Genomic DNA, 13,124 nt, shown 5'->3' with positions numbered 1-13,124 from the left:
TCCTCCCCAGCTCTCTGTACGGGACGGCTAAAGCCGTCCCCTTAAGCAAGACATTCGCGCTTCGCGCGAACGGAGAAAACGCCTCTCGATAATAATTCTCAACATTCTGACGTCGCATCTCGTTTGAAGCTTTGCGGTACTCAATCTTCGAATGATCTTCAGCATTGGCCAAACCAGCCGTTGCGCGTAGCGCGACCATTTCGCACCGCAGGCGCGAATGCCTTGCTTAAGGGCACGGCTGAAGCTGTTCAGTTCCATGACATCCTTTACACCTTGTCTCCAGACATCCTTTACAGGTTTATGCCTGTTTAGGGGTGTTTTTGGATGGCATGGAGGAAGGTGGAAGTGGAAGCGCAGCGATTGCGGTTTGTGGAGGCGGCGATGATTGGAGAGCGATCGTTTTCGTCTCTGTGTGTGGAGTACGAGATTAGCCGTCCGACGGGTTATCTGTGGCTGAAGCGATACCGTGAGCATGGAGCGGCCGGCATGCAGGAAGCCAGCCGCAGGCCTCTGCTGAGTCCCCGTCAGAGCCCTGCCGAGTTGGAAGAGCAGATCGTGTCTTTACGGCGCCAGCATCCTGACTGGGGTGCACGTAAGCTTCGCGTTCTGCTCGGCCGATCTGGGGTGAAGGTGCCATCGTCGACCGTACATCGAGTGTTGCGTCGGCACGGTCTGATCCACCGGCTGGACAGCCATCCACAGGCCACTGGCAGCTTCTGTCGCGAGGCGCCTAATCAGCTCTGGCAGATGGATTTCAAAAGCCCTAAGGGATGGAACGCGCATCTTGGCCCCTTATCCGTGTTGGATGACCACAGCCGCTATGCCTTGGTGTTGGAGCAACTGTCCTCGGGTGAAGGTCTCGTCGTCCAACAGAGGCTGGATAAGGCGTTCTCTGACTGTGGGTTGCCCGAGGCCATGCTGATGGATCACGGCCAGCCCTGGTGGAACGCGCAGTCACCAGGAGGATGGACGCAGCTATCCGTGTGGCTGATGCGGCTGGGCATCCGGCTGTACTTCTCCGGAGTCCGCCACCCGCAGACCCAGGGTAAGGTGGAACGCTTCCACGGTGCCCTGGAGCGGGCACGGAGAAGGTGCGGGCCGATGGATACGCCGCCTGGCCAGTCATGGCTGGACCGCTTCCGGGAAGAGTACAACCATGTTCGTCCCCATGAAGCGCTGGACATGGAAACGCCAGCAGACCACTGGCACCCCAGCCAGCGAGAGTACACCGAACCACGTAACCCCGCGTATGCCCCGGATGCCGAAGTGCGCGAGCTCAACAGCAACGGAGCGCTCTGGCTGGACGGACGCAGCTGGCAGGTAGCCGGAGCCCTGGCTCATCAGCCTGTCCGTCTCGCTCGCATCGATCAACGCATCCTGATCTTCTACGGTGACACGCCCATCCGGGAACTCGACCTCACGGGGCAGGGTTCCACGATCGTGGAACCCTGCCCCGCAAACTCACTCAATCTGTAAAGGATGTCTGGAGACAAACTGTAAACCATCTCTGGAGACTAGACAGCTTCAGCCGTGCCGTAAAAAAAGCCGCAAAGCACGCGGCTTTACAGTTTGCGGAAAAACTCTTTTCGTTTTTCGGGGATTGTCGTAAGAGAGAGGTATGCGGGGAGAAGAAGCGAAGCAGAGCGGGATGTTCAGTTACGTAACGATGGAGCAGCGGATCGCATCGGATCATCCGGTGCGGAGGATCCGGACTATGGTGGATGCGGCACTGAAGCGGATGGATGGTGAGTTGTCGCAGCTTTACGCGGCGACAGGGCGACCATCGATCGCGCCGGAACGTCTGCTGCGTGCGCAGTTGCTGATGGTGCTGTACTCGATTCGCTCGGAACGGCAGTTGATGGAGCAGCTGAACTATAACCTGTTGTTCCGCTGGTTCGTGGGCATGGAGATTGACGATCCGGTGTGGGACGTGACGGTATTTACCAAGAACCGGGAGCGTCTGATCGCCGGCGAAGCCAGCCAGAAGCTTCTGCTGGCGGTGCTGGAGGAAGCTAGCCAGCACAAGCTGCTCAGCGAAGAACACTTCACGGTGGACGGCACGCTGATCCAGGCATGGGCCAACCGGCGCAGCTTCCATGAGAAGGCCGATCCTCCGGACCGTGGGACGGGAGCGGGTGGTAAAAAGCTACTGCGTGATACTCATGAGTCCTCTACCGATCCGGAAGCGCGGCTGTATCGCAAGAGCTCCAGCGGAGCATCGGTTCCCAGCTATCTGGGCCATGTGATCACCGAGAACCGCAACGGTCTGGTGGTGGCGGCCATGGCCACACAGGCCGGGACGACAGAGGAACGTGCAGCGGCTCTGAAGATGTTGAAGCGGATCAAGCGTAAAAAGCGGATCACGCTGGGAGCCGACAAGGGCTATCAGTACGAGAAGTTCATCAAGGCCCTGCGCCGTCGCAAGGTCAGGCCGCACGTGGCCGAGTATGAGCCGAACCCCAAATGGCCCAACTGGCTCAACAGCAAGGAACGCAGCGAGCCGGGATATGCGATCAGTCAGAGGAAACGCAAACTGGTTGAGAAGGTCTTCGGTTGGATGAAGCTGGACCGTTCGATGCGACAGACCAAGCTGCGTGGGCTACGCAAGGTGGACTGGATGGTACAGCTCATGGCCGCAGCCCATAATCTGCTGCGGCTGGTGAAGCTGATACCTCCCATCCCAGCACAGTCATGACACGGCCGTAGTGTGTCTAAACACCCTCTAAACCCACCCAAACCGCATAACAACGTGCCATAGAGAACCAAAACAACTCACCGATCCCTCACAACAGACTGACCCGCAGGCGAAAAGACGCGTTTTTCCGCAAACTGTTTAGCCGCTGAGGTACTCGTCCAACCGAATCGTTGGCTTTACAGAGGAATACAGATACTCTTCAGCCGTTGGGCACAGTCTCGCTCGCACAGGGTTTTGAGCAATGTACTGGAGCCGCATTGCATACTCTTCCTCGTTCCGAATCCGATGATCTGTAAATCCTCGCTGCCAGACAGGCTGAGATGAATGGAAACGATGAGAGAACCCACCCTTGATCAATTGCATCGTCCGTTCAAGGGTGATCTGCGTCGGAGTCAGCAACAGATGAATATGATCGGGCATTACGACATAGGCATGCAGAAAGTAGTTCTCGCGGTAGTGATCCAGAGTGTCAAGGAACAGCTCGGCATTCCGCGCAACTTGAAAGATTCTTCGTCGATTCGTAACTAAGGATGTGACGAAATAGGTTCCAGGTCTCGCCGTACGTGCCGGGATAGCCATAGCGAGCATTCTATTTGACGTGAACAGCGGACCTCAGCGGCTAAAGCCGCATCCTCATTCAGGCTCTGTACGGCATGGCTGAAGCCATGCCCTTAAGCAAAACATTCGCGCATCGCGCGAACGGAGAAATGCCTCTCGATAATAATTCTCAACATTCTGACGTCGCATCTTGTTTGAAGCTTTGCGGTACTCAACCTCCGAATGATCTTCAGCATTGGCCAAACCAACCGTTGCGCGCAGCACAACCATTTCGCACTGCAGGCGCGAATGCCTTGCTCCGGGGTCCCCGGCCAGCACTGCTGGCTGGGGTGGTTACGGGCACGGCTTCAGCCGTGCCGTAAAAAAGCCGCAAAACACGCGGCTTTAGCCGCTGAGGTACTGTTCTGAAGCCTAAGCGATACACTCACTCACATTCCCCACTCTGCTCCACACCTCAGTCCTTCCAAACAACTTGATCCCCACATACCCACGCAACTCCAGCCGATCGCCATTGCGCGCCATCGAGCCGTGGTACGTTCTACCCGACTTCGGGTCATAGAGATAGCCACCATCCGCATGGTTCTGGTCAGAGAGGTGGAATCCATGGCCGATCGTCAGCCCACACAGCGGCTGGTTGCGTTTCGCCTTATCCGGATTGTTGCTGTCGAAACGTGTCGGAGCCTGTTTGCTGATCGCAATCAGCCGCGCACACAGCTCCTGTCCGCACGGCGCAATGCGAATCACTGAGCCCGTAGGCTCCACCCAGTTACCCAGAACACCGGGCTCCTCGGCCTGCGCTGTGGCCGCAATCACCAGGAAAAGACCGGCAATCAGCTTCAACATAGACACCTCAAACCGAGCGAAAGGCCAGGACAGCATTAAGCCCGCCAAAGGCAAAGGAGTTAGAGAGTGCGAGCACCGGCTCACTGGTTCGCTCGATCCGTCGTGGTTCGCCCGTAATCACATCGAGCCCAAGCTCTGGATCGATCTCGCTGGCATGCGCTGTGTGCGGCAGCTCGCCATACTGTAACGCAAGCACGGTCGCCACTGCCTCCAGTGCTCCAGAGGCGCCCATCGCATGGCCATGCATCGACTTCGTCGAGCTCACCGGAATTCTGCCGGTCTCCTCCGCGAAGACCATATGGATCGCCTCCGCCTCTGTCCCATCGTTGGCAATGGTCCCAGTACCGTGCGCATTGATATAGCGTACCGGCGCGCGCAGCTCGCCGCAGTCCAGCAGCGCACTGCGCATGGCGGCTGCGGGTCCGCCGGGGGAAGGCTGTGTGATGTGCCGCGCATCGGAAGACATGCCGAAGCCGGCGATCTCTCCCAGCACCTGCGCTCCTCGGCGCACGGCGCTCTCCATCTCTTCCAGAACCAGCACCGCGGAGCCTTCGCCCAGGGTCATACCGTCGCGATCTTTGGCAAAAGGACGGCAGAAGGTCGGCGACACCACACGCAGGCTGTTCCATGCCCGCAGAAAGCCAAAGGTCAGCGTTGCATCATGGCCTCCGGTGATCGCAGCATCCACCATGCCCGAGCGCACCATGTGAAAGGCCTGGCCAATCGCGTGCGTCGCCGAAGCGCAGGCGGTGGAGACGGTATACGCAGGTCCGGTAATGCCATGCTCCATCGAGACCAGGCTCGTGCCTGCATTGGCCATCGCACGCGGTACGGTCAGGGGATGAACGCGAGCGCCCTGCGTATAGAGCTTCTCCAGCGCCGGCTCTTCCGCCAGCCTGCCGCCGGCAGAGCAGCCAAAGACAACAGCAATTCGGCTGCCGTCGAGCGTAGCCGGCAAGCCCGACTGCGTGATCGCCTCATGCGCCGCCACCAGGGCAAACTGCGACGATCGCTCAGAGAGCAGCATCTGGTCCGGCGTGAGCAGCTTGTCCGGCTGGAAGTCATCCACCCGCGCCGTGTAGCTGAAGTTCAACCCCACGCGCTCCTGGTCTGAGAGAGGAACAAAGCCGTCTCTCCCTTCACGCAGCGAGCGTAAGAATCTCTCCGTGCCGATGCCGATGGGGGTGACACAGCCCATGCCCGTAATGGCGACACGTCTCATGCCGGGCTCGTTTGGGAATCAGTGGTGACAGGCTTTGCCGCGACCGCCTGTTGAATAGCCGCCGCCATGTCGCTGATGCTCTGGATCGTGGCCAGCGCGCTCTCCGGAATGGCGATGTCGTAAGCCTCTTCCACATCGAAGGCCAGCGTCACCTTATCCAGCGAGTCCAGTCCTATCTCCTCGAAGGTCGAAGCAGGGGAAAGCGTCTCCGGCGGAACTTTCTTGGCCGCAGCGATCAGTTCAATGCAGTGTTGCCGGATTTTTTCCAGTTGCTGGATCGTTTCCATCTCCATCAGATATCTCCTGCACAGCGGTGAAATGAGGCGTAAGGTGAAGTGCGGTGAACGTCACTAATCTTCACAAAGTGTGATGGAACGCGGGTCCATGAGGCAATCCACGCCATCGCGCCAGGATAAAGACGAAGCGCATGCGCCAGCGCCGGTGTGGAGACCATGCATCGCGAGAGCGTCGTCGCAAACTGCACGGGCCGCTTCAATTGCCGCGCCAGCAGCGTTTGATACGCATGAGCCGGTACGCCGCGCCGATACGCATCTGCCGCCAGAAATGCGGAGTGCAACGCGATCGACATACCATCGCCTGTGAACGACGGCATCACCGCGCTCTGATCGCCTAGATACCAGGGAGCATCCTCCGTTGCGGTCCGACGATATCCATATGGAATCGCGGAGAGCGTAATCGGCCTGGAACGTAACTGTACCGCACCCGCAAGTCTGCTTGCTAAATGGGCTGACGATGCGACGGCGTGTCCAAGCACGCGGCACCACTCGGCTGCACAGCGTTTCAGCTCGAACTTTGTGAGCAACAGGCTGAGGTTGGCGCAACCCGGGCCAACCAGCTGCAACCCGGCATAGCCGCCGGGGAAGAGAATCAGCTCCACCCAGCCTCGCAGGCGCTCTTCTTGTTCTGCTGACAGCTGGAAGTACATCTTGAAGGCCACAAGGTCATTCTGTGAGCCGCCATTACGTCTCCGTCCGCGAAGATCGTACTTGCCTGTAGCGACGAAGGCATCGTTAGATGTTTGTTCAGCGCCATCGCTAAGACGTACGCGCCATTCGCCCAGCGCGCCTGTCAACTGCTCCACACTCGTTCCTCGCACGACAGCAACTCCGCTTTCAGATGCGCGGTGCAGCAGGTGTTCGTCGACGACGCGGCGAGGAAGAGAAAGCCCGGGGAAGGGAAGTGCACACTCGGCCAGAACATCCCTCGCCGCCAGCCGGACTCGATCGATAGTGACCGCTCCCAGCGCGCGAAGATCCACACCCAGAGCTGCAAGATAACGAGCTCCTTCTTCGCTGAAGAACTCGCCGCACATCTTGTCCTGCGCCGCGGTTGTCTTCTCAAACAGCATCACGCTACGGCCCTGTCCGGCAAGCAACGTGCCAATCGCCGCGCCAGCAGGTCCGCCACCGGCGACGATCACATCGAGCGTCGTGCTCATGACTTCCGCCTCGAAACACACAGCCGGGCAAACGGCTTCTCTTCAATGCGGATCTCGTTCATGGGAAGCCCTGCCGCGGAACACATGCGTTGCCAGTCCTCCGCGAGAAATGCTCTGCGGACCGATACCGGCCCGTCGTGACGCACGAAGCGATGCCAGCGTAAGGCCCATGCCAGCACCTTGAAGCTGTAGTATGCCTTGGCGCTGCGGCGAAGATCGTTGATGAACCATCCACCGGTGGCCGTCTCCTCCATCCATGCCAGGAAACGTACGATGTGTTCTTCGGTCAGATGATGCGTCAGCAGCGAGCTGACGATCAGGGTTGTGGGGCCTTTGTATGAAAAGACATCTCCGGAGATCCACGCAATGGCAGAGCCCTTCGGCGTGAACTCCTTCGCCGCCTGGGCCGCATGCGGATTCAGATCAATGCCTGTCAGGTGCACACCACGCTGGCGGGCTATCTCCGAAGCTTCTACGGCGCGCAGCAGACCTCCACCGCCGCTGCCCACATCCAGCAGATGAACTGGCCCCTCGCAGTGCTGCAGCGACTCCTCAATCCATGCAAGCGAAGGCGTGTATCCGCCCAGCACACGGTTCACCTCTTCCAGATCGCGCAGGCATTCACGAAAGGTTGGATAGGAACACGGTTCATCCATCCACTCCGAAAGGTGGGCCCGCTGGGTAAAGTCCTTCCGTTCAGACGGCATGGAACTCCATCGTCTCCGCCGTGAGCCCCGGACCGAACGACATCGCCAGACCTTTCTCTCCCGCCTGTGCCGAACGCATCAGCTCCTCCAGAACGAACATCACCGTCGCGGAAGACATATTGCCATAACTCCGCAATACGTTCCGCGATGCAGCCAGCGACTTGTCCGGCAGATCGAGGCCGCGCTCCACCGCATCCAGCACCGAGTTGCCGCCGGGATGAATCGCCCAGAGTGAGGTGCCGTTGTTTGCAAGTTCTCCCCCGGCCTGGCGAAGCCACTTCTCAATCTCACCCGGCACCTGTCCTGAGAGATGCATCAGGAAACCTCCATCGCCGATACGCCACGTGATCAGATCGCGGGTGCCTTCGACCATCACGGTGCGGAACGCATCGATGGCCAGGCCTCCGGGTTCACCCGAGATCAGGCTGACCGCGCAGCCATCGCCGAAGATCAGGAACGACAACACCTCAGCCAGGTCCTGTGACTCCTGCAGATGCAGCGTGCACAGCTCCAGGTTGACCAGAAGAACGCTCTCATCCGGCGCGGAACGGACAATGTGCTGTGCCTGACGCAGACCGTTGATCGCGGCATAGCAGCCCATGAATCCAACCATCGTCCGCGAGACCTCGCGCGACAGGCCAAGATAGTCGATGATCGCGAAGTCCAGGCCCGGCGCATAGTGGCCGGTACACGAAGTCACAATCACATGGCGGATGCGGCCACGTTCCGCAGGCGTCAACTTCAGCCGGTCAAGCGCTTTGTAGAGCAGCCGAGGAGCCCATCGTTCATAGACACGCATACGCTCCTCGGTGCCGGGAAAGCCGTTCAGCTGGTAGAACTCATGCGCATTCACCGCATCGTCCGCAAAGGGCGGCACGACCTGCAGTACGGAGTAGCGGCGATCGATCTCCGCCTTCGCCGCCATGCGATGAAAGAGTGACCGCGCACGGTCATCCTGCAGAAGTTTGCCGGCAAAGGCGACGAAGGCCCCATGAACCTCATGCTCCGGAGCCGCTGTTGCAATGCGATGAATATAAGCCTGGGTCACGATGTCTCAGTATCTTAGACGCAGGCCTTTTAGTGGTTGAAGAATTTGGATGTAACTCTCTTGTCATTGAGGTGACCTGGGGAGGCAACAAGTTTCCCGAGCCTAAGGGCACGGCTTCAGCGGCTGAGGTTTGGTACCTCAGCGGCTAAAGCCGCGTCTCTTTTGAGAGCGCTATTACGGCATGGCTGAAGCCATGCCCTTAAGCAATGCATTCGCGCTACGCGCGAACGGAAAGGCATACTTTGTCACCGGCGGATCGGACTTAGCTGCATTCATTCTGGTGCGCGTAGCGCAACCATTTCGCACCAAAGGTGCGAATGTCTTGCTTAAGGGGACGGCTTCAGCCGTCCCGTACCAGTTCAGGGAACACGCGGCTCTAGCCGCTGGGGGCTTGTCTTCAAGTCCGTACAGATCTCAACCACTTACGCAATCACACCCCAAAATCTTTCGTACCGTGCCCATGGTTCGATTTACACAAACCTCTCTCATCCAATGCCCGCCACCGCCGATGAGGCGAAGAAGTATCCTCCGAAAGCTTTGAGGGAAGTAGCTGTGAAGGGCATCGTATTTAACTGGCTTGAAGAGATCGTCACCGCAGAGTTCGACCCGGAGACGTGGGAGGAGCTGCTGGATCAGGCCGGTAGTGATGGCATCTATGCCTCGTTCGGGAGCTATCCGGACGAAGAGATGACACGGCTGGTAGAGATCACTGCCGGTATGCTCGGTAAGACCTTAGTGGAGACCTGGCGCTGGCTTGGTCGGCGGGCCGTGCCCTTGATGGCCATTCACTATCCCATGTCGTTTGCAGCGACAAATACGCTGCGAGATCTGTTGTTGAGCCTGCCCTACACGATGGATCCGGAGTCAAGAATGAGCAATACAACAGACATTTTTTCTGAGTTCACGGTTTGCGAGGGAGAGAACGAGGCGTTGCTGGTGGGATATCGCGCGCCGATCAATCTCTGCGGACTGGCCGAAGGGCTGGCTGACGGTGCTGCCGAGTACTTCGGCGATGCCATTGAGATCGACCAGCTGAAATGCACGATCCAGGAAGATGACACATGCCTCTATCGCGTGCGCTTCCTGGGCTCAGATGACCAGCCTCTCGATATGGACGACTCAAAGTTCGTTCTCTTTCTGTAGGCTTTTTTGTCATCCCGTAGGGATCTGCTTTTCTCAGGTCTTATCTGAGTAAGAAGCATCGGAGAAGCAGATTTCTCCGCTCCCGTTGGTCGCTACGAAATGACAAACAAAAAGGCGGTTCGAGCTACCCGCCACTATCCCCAAAGATCATCCGTATGGACGGCACAGTGTGGGGAAGGAAGCGGTTGAACTGAAACCGCTCGGGCACCTGTCCAAATGCCTCGTTCGGAGCCACCAGAATCAACTGGGCGTCTTTGATCCCGGCCGTTCCCAGCGGCTTGATCCAGGTATCGAAGCTCTGGCTGTCAAGCGACTCCTGCAGTCGTGTCCGCATCGACTGCCAGACGGAATATCCGGCATCCGCGTTCGCGCCCTGAAGGAACTCAAACTCCGCCTTTCGTCGCTCAGCCTTTGCCCTGGCTTCCTCTTCAGCAACCTCAGACTGCCGGTAAAGACCAACCGTGACTTGGCTGGAGGCTCCGTCTTTCCACGGCCACAGCGTTGCATCGCGCCAGTGTCCTTCGCCGAAGAAGCGTGCCGGTCCCCAGGTGATCTGCAATCGCGGCCGTGCCTGGTTGAAGTGGCGGAAGCTCTCGATGAGTTTTTCGCGTAGCTTCTCCGGCGTCGTGCCTGCCTGAAGCTCTAGCTTGCAGACATCGGTGAGTGTGCGCAGCAGATCGTCTCCGGTGAGTCGCAGCTCTTCGAGAACGCTACGTGCCAGGCCGGCGGCGTCAACGCGTGCCCGTCCGCGTTGCTCCCTTCCTTTCCTTTCCCCTTCCCTTCCTTTCCCTTCCGCTGGTGCAGACGTAAGGGAATCTTTCTCCGCGTCCTGCACCCGTGGCTCACGCGTAGCGGACGCGTTGCCTAACTGTGGAGGAGGCGGAAGCACGCTCTGCGACTCGCGGTTGTTGATGACCTGGTGCCGCTCCCACGAGGGGATGACGCCGTAGCGTCTGCCCTCGACCTCATAGGTGTTGAGGAAGCCACGCGTCTCCAACGCGTCGAGCACCTTGGCAAAGTCCACCGGGTCATGCGGTAAGACATCCGTCTTCAGCGTTCGCGGCTTCCATTCGAAGCGTCCGTCGCGGTCGGCCACGGTCCACAACCCGGCGAAGGCGATGCGGACGGGAAGGCCGGTCTCCTGCTCCAGGTCGAAGAGGTCCTCATGCTTGAAGAAGTCGGGTTTGATGGTGCGGATGCGCGCCATTTACACCATCCCTTGTTTTTGCAGGTAGCGCTCGAACTGCGGTGCCGGTGCGAACAGAACATGGAGCGGAAGATTCAGCGCCCTGGCATAACGTTCCAGGGTTTCAAGCGTGACCCGCGAGCGGCCCCTCTCCATCACGGAGATGAACTGCTGCGAGACCTGGGCGCGTTCTGCGAGTTCGGGCTGGCTGAAGTGGCGGCAGCGCCGGACTAAGCGGAGGCGGCTGGCCATCAGGTTCGATGCGGTGACTGTTTCAGGCCCTGTGGGTTCGGGTGGCGGCGGAGGCGGCAGAAGGTCTCCGCTGCAGCGGCGGCAGCGCTGGGTCTGGGTCATATATTGCTGCAGGCGGCAGCGGGTGCAGCGGATGATCTCGCGGGAGGATGTTTCCACGGTTCAGGCCTCCTCTTGGTCGAAGAGCTCCGGATGAAGCTCGTATTTCAACTGCATCAGGCGCTTGGGGGGCAGCGGCGCATCGCTGGGCCACTGGGAGACCGCGGCTCGGCTCACACCGAAGATCCGGGCCATCTGCGCTTGGTTGATTCTCAGCAGGGTAAGCGCCTCTTGTTTCGTCATAGAGAGACGATAAGCGTACTAACCAAATTAGTCAATAACTCTAATCGAAACTTGTGCAATTTCGTGCTAAGTTTGATTAACATGCAAACCTTCGGACATCGGATTCAGGCGTTGCGGCGAGAACTGGGCTATTCGCAGCGCAAGCTGGGAACGCTGATCGGCGCCACCGGGCCGACGATCTTCAACTGGGAGTCGGATACGACGCAGCCCGACCGCATTCGCCGCTCCCTGCTGGAGTCGGCGGCAGAGGCGCTGAACACTACGGTCGACTACCTGATCTCGGGCAAGGGCGACGCTCATCCGAATGAACCGTTCTCCATGCAGCGCGTCCGGGCCGTGGACGAAAGCGAATACCAGGATGACGACGAGGGTGAGGTCCGCATCCCGGTCTACGACGTCCGCCTGCAGGCCGGCCCCGGAGCACAGCCGCCGGAGTTTATCGAGACGCTGGAACGGCTCACCTTCAAGAGCTCATGGCTGCGCAAGAAGCGCCTGCGCGAGGCCGATCTGCGCATCGTTACGGTGGAAGGCGACAGCATGGTTCCCACGCTGTGGGGAGGCGATAAGGTCGCAGTCAACATCAACCAGCGTAACGTCGTCGACGGCCGCGTCTTTGCGCTTGCTTACGGCAACGACCTGCGCATCAAACGCCTCTTCTGGCTGGCAGACGGCCGCCTGCGCATCGTCAGCGACAACAAGGCCTATGCCGAAGAGATCGTCAACAGCGAAGAGATCGACCGCGTCGTCATCATCGGCCAGGTGATGCACAAGATGGGGGAGGGCGGCCTCTAGCCGCCTGTTGAATGGTTGAATGGTTGAATGGTTGAATAGGCCTCCGCCCGATTGAATGATTGAAGAATTGAATGATTGAATAACGGCCTTGAACGGTCTTCCAGGCTTGTCATCCTGAGCATCGCGAAGGACCTGCTTTTCGATATTCCTCCCTACCGGGTGCCCCACCCTGGCTGGTAGGAAAACCATCCCCGAGGGAAATTCTGCTTAGCGTTCTTGCTAAATTTGATTAGTATGGTTATCATTTGTTTATCGCGTTTATCGCTAAGCCGATAAGCGCGACGTACACACGATGCCTGTGCCGTCACATCTCGACGCGTTGGAGCAGCGAATGGCTGACTGGGAGGCTGAAGCCGGCTGCTTATGGAGCAGCTATCTGGAAGCCGACCGTCGCCGGGCGGTGATCCTGGCCCGCTACCGCTCCACCTGTTGCGAGCGCGAGCGCTACTGCCACTGCGATCTGCAGCTCTTCGGAACCGCCGAGGAGAAGGAGGCAGTAAGCGCTCTGGACGCCGAAGCGAAGGATGTGCTGGCACGCCGCATCGTGTACTGCCGCAGACTGGACCGCGCCCGCCGCGTCCTCGCACAACGCAACCGGCCCAGTCTGCGGCTTCCAAGATCTTCTTCCAAGGGGTGCAGAGTCTTTATGCCAGTCATCGGTCTACGCGTCGTCGGCCTGGAATCATGGGAGCCACAGGAGTACATCGCCTCAACCCGCATCGTGCGCGACAGCGACGCCTCGGACGCTCCCTCCCACGAACTACTGAACGGCCCTAACCTCTCCGTCCCGGAAGAGGAGTTCCGCAGCCTGCGAGTTGGCAGGACGTATCGGATCCAGTTGGTGGACGCCAGCTAGTTGCCGGTTGCTAGTTGCTGG

The 13,124-nt window shown here is 59.1% G+C and carries 15 protein-coding genes; 5 read left to right on the top strand and 10 right to left on the bottom strand.

All coding sequences use genetic code 11. From position 1 onward, the window contains the following. The first annotated feature begins 324 nt into the window (after positions 1-324). Together FTW19_RS23100 and FTW19_RS23095 are read left to right on the top strand one after the other, a co-directional pair. A complete protein-coding gene (locus FTW19_RS23100; RefSeq protein WP_147645759.1) occupies positions 325-1,476 on the top strand; it encodes an IS481 family transposase in 1,152 nt (383 codons plus the stop codon). Between the two features lie 142 nt (positions 1,477-1,618). Then, complete coding sequence (locus tag FTW19_RS23095; protein WP_147645881.1) at positions 1,619-2,695, top strand: IS5 family transposase; 1,077 nt, start codon at positions 1,619-1,621, stop codon at positions 2,693-2,695. Between the two features lie 138 nt (positions 2,696-2,833). Here FTW19_RS23095 and FTW19_RS26510 read toward each other — a convergent pair whose 3' ends face one another. From FTW19_RS26510 to FTW19_RS23060, 7 genes are all read right to left on the bottom strand, one after another. Next, complete coding sequence (locus tag FTW19_RS26510; RefSeq protein WP_187143142.1) at positions 2,834-3,274, bottom strand: REP-associated tyrosine transposase; 441 nt, start codon at positions 3,272-3,274, stop codon at positions 2,834-2,836. A 390-nt stretch (positions 3,275-3,664) separates the two neighbouring features. Continuing rightward, a complete protein-coding gene (locus FTW19_RS23085; protein ID WP_147649930.1) occupies positions 3,665-4,096 on the bottom strand; it encodes a DUF2147 domain-containing protein in 432 nt (143 codons plus the stop codon). A gap of 7 nt (positions 4,097-4,103) precedes the next feature. Next, on the bottom strand, positions 4,104-5,318 hold the full coding sequence (locus FTW19_RS23080) for a beta-ketoacyl-[acyl-carrier-protein] synthase family protein (protein WP_147649929.1): 1,215 nt from the start codon (positions 5,316-5,318) through the stop codon (positions 4,104-4,106). Continuing rightward, positions 5,315-5,611, bottom strand: a complete 297-nt coding sequence (locus FTW19_RS23075) for an acyl carrier protein (RefSeq protein WP_246153458.1) — start codon at positions 5,609-5,611, stop codon at positions 5,315-5,317. The genes FTW19_RS23080 and FTW19_RS23075 overlap by 4 nt, the downstream gene beginning before the upstream one ends. Further along, entirely contained in the window at positions 5,611-6,777 is a 1,167-nt protein-coding gene (locus FTW19_RS23070) for an NAD(P)/FAD-dependent oxidoreductase (RefSeq protein WP_147649928.1), read from the bottom strand. Before FTW19_RS23070 ends, FTW19_RS23075 begins: the two co-directional genes overlap by 1 nt. Then, positions 6,774-7,484, bottom strand: a complete 711-nt coding sequence (locus FTW19_RS23065) for a methyltransferase domain-containing protein (protein ID WP_147649927.1) — start codon at positions 7,482-7,484, stop codon at positions 6,774-6,776. Before FTW19_RS23065 ends, FTW19_RS23070 begins: the two co-directional genes overlap by 4 nt. Further along, the gene (locus tag FTW19_RS23060) at positions 7,474-8,532 is read right to left on the bottom strand and encodes a type III polyketide synthase (protein WP_147649926.1); all 1,059 of its coding nucleotides are present in this window, start codon (positions 8,530-8,532) and stop codon (positions 7,474-7,476) included. Before FTW19_RS23060 ends, FTW19_RS23065 begins: the two co-directional genes overlap by 11 nt. Before the next feature lie 552 nt (positions 8,533-9,084). Between FTW19_RS23060 and FTW19_RS23055 the strand changes: the two genes are divergently transcribed. Next, positions 9,085-9,675 carry a heme NO-binding domain-containing protein gene (locus FTW19_RS23055; RefSeq protein ID WP_187143141.1) on the top strand — a complete coding sequence of 197 codons (591 nt, stop codon included), beginning with the start codon at positions 9,085-9,087 and terminating at the stop codon, positions 9,673-9,675. Between the two features lie 124 nt (positions 9,676-9,799). On the opposite strand, the gene FTW19_RS23050 is transcribed toward FTW19_RS23055, so the two are convergent. Genes FTW19_RS23050 through FTW19_RS23040 form a run of 3 tightly spaced genes read right to left on the bottom strand, consistent with a single transcriptional unit; the run spans position 9,800 to position 11,455 of the window. Next, the gene (locus FTW19_RS23050; RefSeq protein WP_147649924.1) at positions 9,800-10,882 is read right to left on the bottom strand and encodes a DnaA N-terminal domain-containing protein; all 1,083 of its coding nucleotides are present in this window, start codon (positions 10,880-10,882) and stop codon (positions 9,800-9,802) included. Then, the gene (locus FTW19_RS23045; protein ID WP_147649923.1) at positions 10,883-11,272 is read right to left on the bottom strand and encodes a helix-turn-helix domain-containing protein; all 390 of its coding nucleotides are present in this window, start codon (positions 11,270-11,272) and stop codon (positions 10,883-10,885) included. Between the two features lie 3 nt (positions 11,273-11,275). After that, positions 11,276-11,455, bottom strand: a complete 180-nt coding sequence (locus FTW19_RS23040) for a hypothetical protein (RefSeq protein WP_147649922.1) — start codon at positions 11,453-11,455, stop codon at positions 11,276-11,278. An 81-nt stretch (positions 11,456-11,536) separates the two neighbouring features. Here FTW19_RS23040 and FTW19_RS23035 point away from each other — a divergent pair, with 81 nt between their 5' ends. Together FTW19_RS23035 and FTW19_RS23030 are read left to right on the top strand one after the other, a co-directional pair. Then, entirely contained in the window at positions 11,537-12,247 is a 711-nt protein-coding gene (locus FTW19_RS23035; RefSeq protein ID WP_187143140.1) for an XRE family transcriptional regulator, read from the top strand. A 331-nt stretch (positions 12,248-12,578) separates the two neighbouring features. Continuing rightward, a complete protein-coding gene (locus FTW19_RS23030) occupies positions 12,579-13,103 on the top strand; it encodes a hypothetical protein (RefSeq protein ID WP_147649921.1) in 525 nt (174 codons plus the stop codon). The last annotated feature ends 21 nt before the right edge of the window (positions 13,104-13,124 follow it).

This window comes from Terriglobus albidus, assembly GCF_008000815.1.
Classification (GTDB): domain Bacteria; phylum Acidobacteriota; class Terriglobia; order Terriglobales; family Acidobacteriaceae; genus Terriglobus; species Terriglobus albidus_A.
Note: the sequence above shows the minus strand (reverse complement) of the source record. Positions and strands in the feature narration are given on the sequence as shown.

What these genes read in the sequence shown, in the direction of transcription:
- FTW19_RS23050 (WP_147649924.1), bottom strand. Translation starts at nt 10,882, where the DNA reads ATGGCGCGCATCCGCACCATCAAACCCGACTTCTTCAAGCATGAGGAC.
- FTW19_RS23075 (WP_246153458.1), bottom strand. Translation starts at nt 5,611, where the DNA reads ATGGAGATGGAAACGATCCAGCAACTGGAAAAAATCCGGCAACACTGC.
- FTW19_RS23095 (WP_147645881.1), top strand. Translation starts at nt 1,619, where the DNA reads ATGCGGGGAGAAGAAGCGAAGCAGAGCGGGATGTTCAGTTACGTAACG.
- FTW19_RS23070 (WP_147649928.1), bottom strand. Translation starts at nt 6,777, where the DNA reads ATGAGCACGACGCTCGATGTGATCGTCGCCGGTGGCGGACCTGCTGGC.
- FTW19_RS23040 (WP_147649922.1), bottom strand. Translation starts at nt 11,455, where the DNA reads ATGACGAAACAAGAGGCGCTTACCCTGCTGAGAATCAACCAAGCGCAG.
- FTW19_RS23100 (WP_147645759.1), top strand. Translation starts at nt 325, where the DNA reads ATGGCATGGAGGAAGGTGGAAGTGGAAGCGCAGCGATTGCGGTTTGTG.
- FTW19_RS23085 (WP_147649930.1), bottom strand. Translation starts at nt 4,096, where the DNA reads ATGTTGAAGCTGATTGCCGGTCTTTTCCTGGTGATTGCGGCCACAGCG.
- FTW19_RS23030 (WP_147649921.1), top strand. Translation starts at nt 12,579, where the DNA reads ATGGCTGACTGGGAGGCTGAAGCCGGCTGCTTATGGAGCAGCTATCTG.
- FTW19_RS23035 (WP_187143140.1), top strand. Translation starts at nt 11,537, where the DNA reads ATGCAAACCTTCGGACATCGGATTCAGGCGTTGCGGCGAGAACTGGGC.
- FTW19_RS23065 (WP_147649927.1), bottom strand. Translation starts at nt 7,484, where the DNA reads ATGCCGTCTGAACGGAAGGACTTTACCCAGCGGGCCCACCTTTCGGAG.
- FTW19_RS26510 (WP_187143142.1), bottom strand. Translation starts at nt 3,274, where the DNA reads ATGGCTATCCCGGCACGTACGGCGAGACCTGGAACCTATTTCGTCACA.
- FTW19_RS23080 (WP_147649929.1), bottom strand. Translation starts at nt 5,318, where the DNA reads ATGAGACGTGTCGCCATTACGGGCATGGGCTGTGTCACCCCCATCGGC.